At 61.1% G+C, this 11624-nt stretch carries 11 protein-coding genes and 1 pseudogene; 7 read left to right on the top strand and 5 right to left on the bottom strand.

The window, feature by feature from the left end:
- Positions 1-157: 157 nt before the first annotated feature.
- Positions 158-1003 carry an S-formylglutathione hydrolase gene (fghA, locus tag EOS_RS30195; protein WP_047895871.1) on the top strand — a complete coding sequence of 282 codons (846 nt, stop codon included), beginning with the start codon at positions 158-160 and terminating at the stop codon, positions 1001-1003.
- Between the two features lie 52 nt (positions 1004-1055).
- Here the strand turns inward: fghA and EOS_RS30200 are convergent, their stop codons facing one another.
- The 3 genes from EOS_RS30200 to EOS_RS30210 are packed head-to-tail and all read right to left on the bottom strand — an operon-like array spanning position 1056 to position 3688.
- A complete protein-coding gene (locus EOS_RS30200; RefSeq protein WP_047895881.1) occupies positions 1056-1838 on the bottom strand; it encodes a metal ABC transporter permease in 783 nt (260 codons plus the stop codon).
- A complete protein-coding gene (locus tag EOS_RS30205; RefSeq protein ID WP_235443010.1) occupies positions 1831-2748 on the bottom strand; it encodes an ABC transporter ATP-binding protein in 918 nt (305 codons plus the stop codon). The genes EOS_RS30200 and EOS_RS30205 overlap by 8 nt, the downstream gene beginning before the upstream one ends.
- A 43-nt stretch (positions 2749-2791) precedes the next feature.
- On the bottom strand, positions 2792-3688 hold the full coding sequence (locus tag EOS_RS30210) for a metal ABC transporter solute-binding protein (RefSeq protein WP_047895873.1): 897 nt from the start codon (positions 3686-3688) through the stop codon (positions 2792-2794).
- Between the two features lie 425 nt (positions 3689-4113).
- Between EOS_RS30210 and EOS_RS30215 the strand changes: the two genes are divergently transcribed.
- From EOS_RS30215 to EOS_RS30240, 6 genes are all read left to right on the top strand, one after another.
- Complete coding sequence (locus EOS_RS30215; RefSeq protein ID WP_047895874.1) at positions 4114-4887, top strand: L-iditol 2-dehydrogenase; 774 nt, start codon at positions 4114-4116, stop codon at positions 4885-4887.
- A 267-nt stretch (positions 4888-5154) separates the two neighbouring features.
- Positions 5155-6462: an ABC transporter substrate-binding protein gene (locus tag EOS_RS30220; protein WP_235443011.1), complete on the top strand. Its 1308-nt coding sequence runs from the start codon at positions 5155-5157 to the stop codon at positions 6460-6462.
- 108 nt (positions 6463-6570) lie between these two features.
- Entirely contained in the window at positions 6571-7506 is a 936-nt protein-coding gene (locus tag EOS_RS30225; protein ID WP_047895876.1) for a carbohydrate ABC transporter permease, read from the top strand.
- A complete protein-coding gene (locus EOS_RS30230; protein WP_047895877.1) occupies positions 7503-8351 on the top strand; it encodes a carbohydrate ABC transporter permease in 849 nt (282 codons plus the stop codon). Before EOS_RS30225 ends, EOS_RS30230 begins: the two co-directional genes overlap by 4 nt.
- A 58-nt stretch (positions 8352-8409) precedes the next feature.
- Entirely contained in the window at positions 8410-9114 is a 705-nt protein-coding gene (locus EOS_RS30235; protein ID WP_047895882.1) for an HAD family hydrolase, read from the top strand.
- Positions 9115-9163: 49 nt separating this feature from the next.
- Positions 9164-10285, top strand: a complete 1122-nt coding sequence (locus EOS_RS30240; RefSeq protein ID WP_047895878.1) for an ABC transporter ATP-binding protein — start codon at positions 9164-9166, stop codon at positions 10283-10285.
- 68 nt (positions 10286-10353) lie between these two features.
- Here the strand turns inward: EOS_RS30240 and EOS_RS30245 are convergent, their stop codons facing one another.
- Positions 10354-11301: a sugar-binding transcriptional regulator gene (locus EOS_RS30245; protein ID WP_047895879.1), complete on the bottom strand. Its 948-nt coding sequence runs from the start codon at positions 11299-11301 to the stop codon at positions 10354-10356.
- A gap of 128 nt (positions 11302-11429) precedes the next feature.
- A pseudogene (locus tag EOS_RS30250) lies at positions 11430-11624 on the bottom strand (xylulokinase); the annotation flags it as partial.

The following is an 11624-nucleotide window of genomic DNA, read 5'->3' on the forward strand; positions in this document are numbered from 1 at the left end:
GGAGTCGATCCGCTCAGTAGTGTTGTACTAAGCGAACCACACGCTGAGAAGGCGCGACTTAGTTTGTCGCGTCAAATACGGTGAGCATGCCGGTGCGGTGTTGAACCCTCGCGCGCGTTATCTCGCTATCTCAGCCAAAAATAGAAGGGATGAAGCCATGCTGGAACTTGTGGAAGAACATCGGTGCTGCGCTGGCGTGCAGCGGACCTACAAACACGATTCAGAATCCATCGGCCTGCCGATGCGGTTCTCGGTCTTTCTGCCGCCGCAGGCATCGGAAGGGAAAGTGCCTGCGTTGTTCTACCTCGCCGGCCTGACATGTACGGAAGAGACCTTCCCGATCAAGGCGGGCGCGCAGCGTTACGCGGCCGAGCAAGGCATCGCGTTGATCGCGCCCGATACGAGCCCGCGCGGAGCAGGCGTGCCGAACGAAAGCGCGGCGTGGGATTTCGGCGTGGGTGCGGGTTTTTACGTCGATGCCACGCAGGAACCGTGGGCGCGCAATTATCGGATGTACTCGTATGTGACACAGGATCTGCGCGCGATGGTGCTGGCGGAATTGCCGGTGCGTGAGGATCGGCTGGGGATCTTCGGGCACTCGATGGGCGGTCACGGCGCGCTGGTTCTCGCGTTGAAGAACCCGGACATTTATAAGTCGGTATCGGCGTTTGCGCCGATCGCTGCGCCTTCGCAATGTCCGTGGGGAGTCAAGGCGTTTTCGGGCTATCTCGGTGAGGATCGAGAAACGTGGAAGCAGTACGACGCGAGCGAACTGGTGAAGAACGCGGTGTCAAAGTTCGAAGCAGGGATCTTGATCGACCAGGGTCTGGCCGATAACTTCCTCGCCACGCAATTGCATCCGGAGCTATTCGAAGCGGCGGCGAAGGCGGCAGGGCAGGCGGTGACTTTGCGCCGGCATGAGGGGTATGACCACGGGTATTACTTCATCTCGACGTTTATCGGCGAGCATATTGCGTTTCACGCACGGACGTTGTGCGCTTGAGGATGGGACGGAAGCGCGTGTTGCGCTTCCGTCCCATCCCGCGCGCACCCATTCATTTCCGTCCCAGCAAACTCAACCCATAAACCCCTGCCGCGAGCATCGTGATCCAGAAGCTCGTTGGCCAGTCGGTGTAATACGCTAGCGTCAACCCGATCCACGCTTGCGCAAGCGCGAAAACCGCCGCGAGCAGCACGCCGGTCGACAACCGCGTGGTCACGTTTTGCGCCGCTGCCGCCGGTCCCACCATCAGCGCGAAGACCAGCAATACGCCGACAATCTGCGTCGATGCAGCCACGGCCAGCGACGTGATCGCGAGAAACAAAATGGACACGAGGCGCAGCGATACGCCTTTGGCTTCAGCCAGTTCCGGTTGCAGCGAAGCGAACAACAACGGTCGCATGATGATTGCGAGCGCGCCGAGACTGACCACCGTGAGCACAATCAGCACCACGAGCGTCTCATGGCTCACCCCCAGCACGTTGCCGAACAGCAGCGCGGTCGCCTGACTGGCGTAAGCGGTGAAGAAGTGCAGGAACAGCAGGCCGAAGCCCAGCGACAACGTCAGGATCACGCCGATGGCGACATCGCGCCCTGTCAGCTTTTCACCGAGCGCACCCATGCCGATACCCGCCGCAAGCGTGAAACCCACCATGCCCCAGAGCGGCGACACGCCGACCAGCACCGCACCGGTCGCGCCGGTGAACCCCACGTGCGATAACGCATGACCCGCGAAGGTCTGGCCGCGCAGCACAAGAAAGTAGCCGACCACGCCCGCGAGCACCGCGACAATCCCCGACGCCGCGAAGGCGTTGAGCATGAACTCGTATTCAAACATCGTGGGAATGCGTTCCGGTGTGGTGATGATGGTGGCCGTGCCCATGATCGTGGTCGTGGTCGTGGGCATGAGAATCGCCGTCCGGACCGTCCTCGTGCGCGTGGTCGAGCTTGTCGACTTCCACGTCGCCGGCCATCACGAAAATGCGGCCGTTCACGTGCATGACGTCGATCGGCGATCCATATAACTGCGATAAGACCGGCTTTGTGATGACTTCATCGATGGTGCCAAGCGCTGCGCGCCCATTGCCGAGGTACAGCACGCGGTCGATGGCGTTCAGCAGCGGGTTGAGTTCGTGCGCGGAGAACAGCACGGTGATGCCGAGTTCGCGTTGCACGCGCCGTACGAGATCGACGACGCCGGTCTGGTGACGCGGATCGAGGCTGATCAGGGGTTCATCGAGGAGCAGCAGTTTCGGGTTGCCGAGCAGGCATTGTGCAAGCAGCAAACGCTGCCGTTCGCCGCCCGACAACTCGGACAGTGGCCGCGTTGCAAGCGTCTTGCCATCCACCAGATCAAGTACGCGATCCACATCGGCGCGCGCCGCGGCATTCGCGCGCGGCAGGCCCCAGCGATGGCCATCGGCGGCCATCGCGACGAAATCGCGGCCGCGCACATGCCGCCCGGCAAGACCGCTGCGCGTTTGCGGCATATACCCAATCGACGGATTGCCGCGCACGACCGCCGCGCCGTTCACGCGAATCGTTCCCTTCGATAACGGCAGCAAACCCAGCATCGCGCGCATCAGCGTGGTCTTGCCGGCGCCGTTCGGACCCAGCACGCCGATAAACTCGCCCGCCGCGACCGTGAAGCTGGCGTCCTTCAGGATCGGCCGTCCACCGAGTTCGAGCACGACGTGCTCGACTTCCAGCGCGCCCGCCTTAACCGACATTGACACTGACACTGTCATTGCAAGACGCCGGAAAGCGCGGACTTCCAACCGAACCAGAACGTCATTGTGTTTTTCCCTGCAATGCAACCGACAACGCGTCGAGTTGCGACGTCATCCATGTCTGGAAGGTCTTGCCGGCGGGCAGCGTCTCGGTGACGCTGATGCTCGGCACGTGTGAATCGTGGGCAACTTTCAACATGCGTTTCGTGAGTGCTTCCGTAGCCTGACTGTTATAGATCAGCACGTGCACGCGACGCTCGCGCAGATCCTTTTCGAACGCAGCGACATCCGTCGCGCTCGGTTCCGTATTGTTCATCGCGGCGAGCTGGAAGCGGGCATTGCGCATATCCAGGCCGATTGCGTCGGACATATAACCGAACACCGGTTCCGTCGCCGTCACGGGTACGCCCTTGTACTGGCTTTTGAGCGCGGCGACTTTATCGTCGATGGGCTTCACCGATGCCAGGAACACGCCCAACCGCGCGTCATAGTCGGCCTTGTTCGCCGGGTCCGCCTGGACCAGATACTGGCTCACTGCTTTCGCCACCGTCGGCATGGTCGCCGGGTCGTACCAGAGATGCGGATTATCGCCGGATTTCTTGCTCATCAGTTGCGCCGCGACGATCGTGGTGCGCCCCTTTCCCTTCGATGCCGCCAGCAACTTGTCCATCCACGGATCGTAGTCGGCGCCGTTATACACGACAAGCGCCGCGTTCTGCAACGCGCGCGCGGTCTTCGGGCTAGCTTCGAACAGATGCGGATCTTCGTCCGGGTTGCTCAGGATGCTCGTCACCTGAACGTGATTGCCGCCGAGCTGGCGCACGACATCGCCGTAGAAATTCTCGGCCGCGACCACCGGTACTACGCCGGGACGCGCTGTTTGCGCCGAGGCCGTGCCGCAAAAGCCAGCGGATAAAAGGGCGGCGCAGGTCAGGATGGCGGCGGCAAGTTTGCTCATGGTGTTTCCTGGAATGAGGTTGGAGAAGCTTGGATAAGGGCTGACGGTGCAGGTGGCGTTGACCTCGCGTGGGCGTGCTCACCGCAGGCGAGGCAGCCGGGGTGAGCTCCATCGGCCAAGACCGTTCAAACCGCTAGCGATGATATAACGTATCACTCGATTTTGCATCCGCAGACACATGACAAAGCCGTGTCCCAGGTCCTTCCGATGACCCGCAAACCCGCGCCGGTTGGGGTTTTCCCGCAGTTTTACGGTGCTTTGCGCGTCGCAGCATCGAAACATGGCGGCGTGCCTTGACACCGTCTCACGCGTCACCGATCATTCGACCACACAGAGAGCAATTGATCGCGTAAAGAGCGTTCGCTCACCATAACGCGGTCGAGAGTGGATTTCGAAGTCGACTCAGAGACGAACCGGAGACAGCCGTGAGATTGCAGGACAAGGTAGCTATCGTGACGGGCGCGGCCAGCGGAATTGGCGAAGCGGTCACGAAACGATTTCTGGACGAAGGCGCGAAAGTCGTTGTCGTCGATCTGAAGGACGAAACCGAACTGGCGCAGCGTTTTCCGGATAGTGCCGCACATGTGCTGGCTTTGAAGGCCGACGTCACGAAGCGCGAGGACCTTGAGCGGATCGTCTCGTCTACCGTGGAGAAGTTCGGCGGCATCGACATCCTGTTCAACAACGCGGCGCTGTTCGATATGCGCCCGATCCTTGATGAATCCTGGGACATTTTCGATCGCCTCTTCTCAGTGAATGTGAAGGGCATGTTCTTCCTGATGCAACTCGTCGCGCAGCGCATGGTGGAGCAGGGCCGCGGCGGCAAGATCGTGAACATGTCGTCGCAGGCCGGGCGTCGCGGCGAGGCGCTAGTTTCCCACTATTGCGCAACCAAAGCCGCCGTGATCAGCTACACGCAATCAGCCGCGCTGGGGCTGGCGAAGCATGGCATCAATGTGAACAGCATCGCACCGGGTGTCGTCGATACCCCGATGTGGGAGACGGTCGACGCGCTGTTCGCGAAATACGAAAACCGTCCGCTCGGCGAGAAAAAACGCCTGGTCGGCGAGGCCGTGCCGCTCGGACGCATGGGCCTGCCCAACGACCTGACGGGCGCGGCACTGTTTCTCGTATCGGCGGATTCTGACTACATTACGGCACAAACACTGAACGTGGACGGCGGCAACTGGATGAGTTGACGGCGCGTCTCGTGCGCTCGACCCCTCGGGGGCGCCAGCAACGCACGCCGGACCGCAAACGAAGTTATGCAATAGAAGTCACCGCAGCGAAGGCAATCAACGCAACACCGCAACACCGCAACACACGAGTATCGACTGCTTCAAGCAACGCAACGATCAGTTCAACGATCGACGCATCAGGCAAGCCCGCAGCACCAGCGCCCGTGCTAACGATAAAGGAGACGAAACAACATGAAACGCGCCAACTTCACCCTTAAGACCCTGCCGATGCGCTCGCTCGCATTCGCCGCATTCGCTATTGCCGCGCTCGCGCCAATCGCCGCGAAGGCCGCGACCGTGACGATCGCGACGCTCAACAACCCGGACATGATCGAGTTGAAGAAGCTGTCGCCGGCGTTCGAAAAAGCGAATCCGGACATTCAGCTCAAGTGGGTCATTCTCGAAGAAAACGTGCTGCGCCAACGTGCCACCACCGACATCACCACGAACAGCGGCCAGTTCGACGTGATGGCGATCGGCACGTATGAAGCGCCGCAGTGGGGCAAGCGCGGCTGGCTCGCGCCGATGACGAACCTGCCCGCAGACTACGACCTCGAAGACGTGGTGAAGACCGCCCGTGACGGCCTCTCGTACAACGGCCAGTTGTACGCGCTGCCGTTCTACGTCGAAAGCTCGATGACGTACTACCGCAAGGACCTGTTCGAAGCCGCTGGCCTGAAGATGCCGGACCAGCCGACCTACGACCAGATCAAGCAATTCGCCGACAAACTCACCGATAAATCCAAAGGCCAGTACGGCATCTGCCTGCGCGGTAAAGCGGGCTGGGGCGAGAACATGGCGTTCGTCTCGACGGTGGTGAACACCTTCGGCGGGCGCTGGTTCGACGAGAACTGGAAGGCGCAACTCGACACGCCGGAGTGGCACAAGGCGGTCACGTTCTACTCGGACCTGCTGAAGAACGACGGGCCGCCGGGAGCGAGCTCGAACGGTTTCAACGAGAACCTGACGCTGATGTCCTCGGGCAAGTGCGCAATGTGGATCGACGCCACGGTCGCGGCCGGCATGCTCTATAACAAGGCGCAATCCCAAGTGGCTGACAAGATCGGCTTCGCGGCAGCGCCGGTCGCGGTCACGCCGAAGGGTAACCACTGGTTGTGGTCGTGGTCGCTCGCGATTCCGAAGACCTCGAAGTCGCAAGACGCCGCGAAGAAGTTCGTGACGTGGGCGACATCGAAGGACTATATCCAGTTGGCAGCGAAGGACGAAGGCTGGGCATCGGTTCCCCCGGGCACGCGCAAGTCGACCTACGCCAATCCGGAATACAAGAAGGCCGCACCGTTCGGCGACTTCGTGCTGAGCGCGATTGAATCCGCTAACCCGAACGATTCGTCGGCGCAGAAGATTCCGTACACCGGCGTGCAATTCGTCGGGATTCCGGAGTTCCAGTCGTTCGGTACCGTGGTCGGCCAGTCGATTGCAGGCGTGGTCGCCGGGCAAACCCCCGTCGACGCTGCGCTGAAGGCCGGCAACGCCGCCGCCGATCGCGCCGTGAAACAAGCCGGGTATCAGAAGTAAATACCTGGAAGCAGTAACTTGTTGCACCTAATGTAGTACAGCGGGCCGCGCCGCTTCTGTGAAGAAGCCTTGCGCGCGGCCTGCGCTTCATCGAGAGGTGACACGATCATGAGTCAACTTAATCCCCCCCTCCCACACGGTTACGCGGAATCCGCCGCAGCGCGCGACAAGAAGCGCGCGAAGTCGGTTCGCTGGCTCATCATGCCGTCGACTGCCGTACTGTTCCTGTGGATGGCCATCCCGCTCGCGATGACCATCTGGTATTCGTTCTCGCGATACAACCTGCTTAATCCCGATGTCAAAGGGTTTGCCGGCATCGACAACTATGAATTCCTTGCCACCGATCCGGCCTTCCTGCCATCGATCGTTCATACACTGACGCTGATTGGATCGGTGTTGCTGATCACGGTGATCGGCGGCGTATTGCTCGCTGTATTGTTCGACCGCAAGTTCATCGGCCAGGGTATTGCGCGGCTACTCGTGATCGCACCGTTCTTCGTCATGCCCACGGTCAGCGCGCTGATCTGGAAGAACATGATCTTGCATCCGGTGTATGGCTTGATCGCGGCGTTGATGCGATCGTTAGGGCTACAGCCGATCGACTGGTTCGGCGACTATCCGCTGTTTGCAGTGATCGTGATCGTCGCGTGGCAGTGGTTGCCGTTCGCGTTCCTGATTCTCTTCACAGCGATCCAGTCCCTGGATCAGGAGCAGAAGGAAGCGGCGCGGATCGACGGCGCCGGCGCGTTCTCCATGTTCTTCTATATCACGCTGCCGCACCTGAAGCGCGCGATTGCGGTAGTAGTGATGATGGAAACCATTTTCCTGCTCTCCATCTTCGCTGAAATCTATACGACGACCGGCGGCGGCCCAGGCACCGCGACGACCATCCTGTCGTACTTGATCTACGCGCTCGGCCTGCAGCAATTCGACGTCGGCCTGGCTTCTGCCGGCGGCATCCTGGCGGTCGTGCTGGCGAATATCGTCGCGTTCTTCCTCGTGCGCATGCTCGCGAAGAACCTGAAAGGGGAGTACGAATCATGAGCCATCCCGTTACCGCAACAACGTCCGTGCCGGTCCTCGATACGCTCAAGCGCGGCGTGCTGGGCGTGATCGCGTGGCTGTTTGCGCTACTGCTGTTCTTCCCGATCTTCTGGATGACCATCACGGCCTTCAAGACCGAGCAGCAGGCGTATTCGTCGTCGCTGATCTTCACGCCCACGCTCGATAGTTTCCGTGAGGTGTTCGCGCGCAGTAACTACTTCGCGTTCGCGTGGAACTCCATCCTGATCTCGGTCGGCGTCACGGTGATCTGCTTGCTGCTCGCCGTGCCGTGCGCCTACGCGATGGCGTTCTTCCCGACCAAGAAAACGCAGAAAGTGCTGCTGTGGATGCTGTCGACCAAGATGATGCCGTCGGTGGGCGTGCTCGTGCCGATCTATCTGCTCTGGAAGAACACCGGCATGCTCGACACGGTGTGGGGCCTGGTCATCGTTTATACGCTGATCAACCTGCCGATCGCCGTCTGGATGTCGTACACGTATTTCAACGAGATCCCGCGCGACATCCTGGAGGCCGGGCGCATAGACGGCGCGGCGACGTGGCAGGAAATCGTCTATCTGCTCATGCCGATGTCGCTGCCCGGGCTCGCATCCACTGCGTTGCTGCTCGTGATCCTGTCGTGGAACGAAGCGTTCTGGAGCATCAACTTGTCGAGTTCGAACGCGGCGCCGCTGACGGTGTTCATTGCGTCGTATTCGAGTCCGGAGGGTCTGTTCTGGGCGAAGCTCTCGGCGGCTTCCCTGCTGGCTGTGGCACCGATCCTGATTGTCGGCTGGTTGTCGCAGAAGCAACTGGTGCGCGGCCTGACCTTTGGCGCGGTGAAATAAGGTGGAACGCGAGGTCGATCCAGTGAATCTGAACTTGTCCCAAGCCGGCGTACCGGACGTGCTCGCACCAGCCGATGCCCTCGACGGGCATCTGCTGATCTGCGACTGCGACGGCGTATTGATCGACAGCGAGGCGATTGCGGGACGCATGCTCGTACAGGAGATGGAGGCGCTCTGGCCCGGCGTGGATGCCGAACCGATCGTCACGCCGCTGCTCGGGCTGCGGATCGAGACGGTGCTGCTGCGCACGGCTGACACGCTCGGCCGGACGCTCGATTCAGCCCAGATCGACGCAATCCGGGCGGTCGTGGAAGCCGCGGCCGTGGAGGCGCCGCCAGTCGATGGAATCGAGGCAGCGCTCTCCGCTATCTCGCTGCGCAAAGCCTGCGCGAGCAACAGCTTTACGTCGTATGTGGAAGCCGTGCTGAGCCGCACCGGCCTCGTGCGCTTTTTCGGCGAGCGTCTGTTTTGCGCCGATAAAGTGCCGAACCCGAAACCCGCGCCCGATGTGTACCTCGCGGCGGCGCGGACCATGCGGGTCGCGCCCGAACGCTGCGTGGTGGTGGAAGACAGCGTGACCGGTGTTACCGCGGCGGCGGCGGCGGGCATGACCGTGCTGGGTTTCGTAGGCGGCGGTCATGCAACTGAGGGACAAATCGATGCGCTGAAACGTGCTGGCGCAAGTGTCGTGTTCGACGAGATGGGGCAGCTCCCCGCGCTTGTTGGACAGTGGCTGAAAAACGCAAGCTTCGAACTGCCATGAGCCTTTCGCTCACAGAAACCGAAGCCAAGTTAAAGACGGAGACTCCATCATGGCAAGCCTGAATCTGCGCAACATCAACAAGCGTTACGAAGAAACTGAAGTGATTCGTAGCGTGAACCTCGATATCGCCGACGGTGAGTTCGTCGTGTTCGTGGGCCCCAGCGGTTGCGGCAAGTCCACGCTGATGCGGATGATCGCCGGTCTGGAAGATATCACCGGCGGTGACCTGACCATCGACGGCGTGCGCGTGAACGACGTGCAGCCGGCCAAGCGCGGTATCGCGATGGTGTTCCAGTCGTACGCGCTGTATCCGCACATGACGCTGTACGACAACATGGCCTTTGGTTTGAAGCTCGCGGGCACGAAGAAGCCGGAAATCGATGCAGCGGTCAAGCAAGCCGCGAAGATTTTGCACATCGATCATTTGCTCGATAGGAAACCGAAGCAATTGTCCGGTGGTCAGCGGCAACGGGTGGCGATTGGCCGCGCGATCACGCGCAAGCCGAAAGTGTTCCTCTTCGACGAACCGCTGTCCAATCTCGACGCTGCGTTGCGCGTGAAGATGCGCCTGGAGTTCGCGCGGCTGCACGACGAGCTCAAGACCACGATGATCTACGTGACGCACGATCAGGTGGAAGCCATGACGCTAGCGGACAAGATCGTGGTGTTGTCGGCGGGGAACGTCGAGCAGGTCGGCTCGCCGAACCAGCTTTATCACGCGCCGCAGAACAAGTTCGTGGCAGGCTTCATTGGTTCGCCGAAGATGAATTTCTTGAACGGCGAAGTCACGCAGGTGTTGAGCGACGGCGTGCTGGTGAAGTACGCGACGGGTGAGACGCAACTCGCTGCCGTTGAGCCGGGTAAGGCCAAAGTGGGCGATGCGGTAACGGTCGGGATTCGACCGGAGCATTTGCATGCAGGGACGGCGGCGACGCTCGAGCACGGCGTTTCCTCGAAGACGATGGCCGTGGAGTCGCTCGGCGATGCCGCTTATCTCTACGCGGAATCGTCGGTGGCGCCGGAAGGGATAATCGCGCGCATCCCGCCGCTGGAGCGCCATTCACGCGGCGAAGTGCTGAAGCTCGGCGCGACGCCTGAACATTGCCATCTGTTTAACGCCGAAGGGATCGCCTATCAGCGGAAGATTGTTGAGGTGTTGTCGGCGGCTTGAGGATATGACGCTATGAAAACGCCCGGTTGCCATTAGCAGCCGGGCGTTTTTTAATGGTGCGCCTAAAATCAAGCGTCCAACGCCGCCTGTGCACACAACTCATCCGTCACCAATCCCGACAGCCATTGACCCTGCAACGCTGCAATCACGGCCTCACGCTTTCTTAGCCCGCCTGCAAACCCAATCGTCGGCCTCTTCGGCGGCGCGTCCAGCCGCAGGCTCGTCACGCGCTCTCCAGTCGTCGATTTCACCGGCACGCCTTGCGCGTCGATCGGCAAACCGAGCAGTTCAGCCACCGCACCGGCCTGCATCATTTCCTCCACTTCGGCCGTGGTGATAAACCCGTCCTCGTGCAGCGGGCAATTGATCCCCATGTTCCCGATCCCGATAAACGCGACATCGGCGTTCTCGGACAACGCATCGACAATCCGATACAGCCGGTGATTGCACCATTGAGCGCGCTCGGCCCGGCTGTCGGCCATCAACGGCGCGGGCAGCATGAAATGCTTGCCGCCGGTCTTCTCGGAGAGATGCTGTGCGACGTCATAGCGGTTCGAGGAGCCGTCCTGGGCGATCGCCCCGACCATCGACACCAGCCGATGCTGCGGCCGCTCCAGTTGCCCGATTTGCGCGACCACGGCCTTCAGAGTGCGCCCGGTGCTGATGGAGATCACCAGCGGTTTTTCATCGGTGAGAAAACGCTCCATCACTTGCGCGCCTGCGACCGCCAGCTTGCGGTCCACCTGCTCGGGCGTGTCGCCGTCGATCGGCACGACTTCGCACAGGGACAAGCCGTATCGCTTCGATAACTTCGCGGCCAGCGCGAGGCAATCGGCAATCCGGTGATCGACCCGCACGCGGATCAGGTTTTTTTCCACCGCGAACGCGACCAGCCGTTGCGCGACAGGCCGCGAGATCTGCAGCTTCTCCGCGATTTCGTTCTGCGTATTGCCCGCGACGTAATACAGCCACGCCGCGCGGGTGGCGAGATCGAGTTTTTCGTTGGACTTGGGCACGGTGGCTCGATATCTGGGTCGTTCGTGTCGACTACAAAGAAAATCGCGCGCCGCAAAGGCACGCGAAGATCGACATTGTGCACGCTCGGTGCTTAAGGGCCGAAAAACCCTGGGCGCCTATTGAATCGTCATGCGAGCCGCGGCCGTGCCGGATCGAATAACGGCCGAACGTGCTGATACAACTCGCGGAATCCCTTCAATCTCTGTCGCAGCATCGCGTGGCGTTCCGCGTTCGGGATGAACTCGTCGCGCACCGGCGGTTTCGCGAGCACGACAGCCGGATCGCCGCCCGCTGCCAGCCAGCCGAGCCGTGCCGCGCCGAG

This window comes from Caballeronia mineralivorans PML1(12), from assembly GCF_001028175.1.
GTDB lineage: Bacteria > Pseudomonadota > Gammaproteobacteria > Burkholderiales > Burkholderiaceae > Caballeronia > Caballeronia mineralivorans.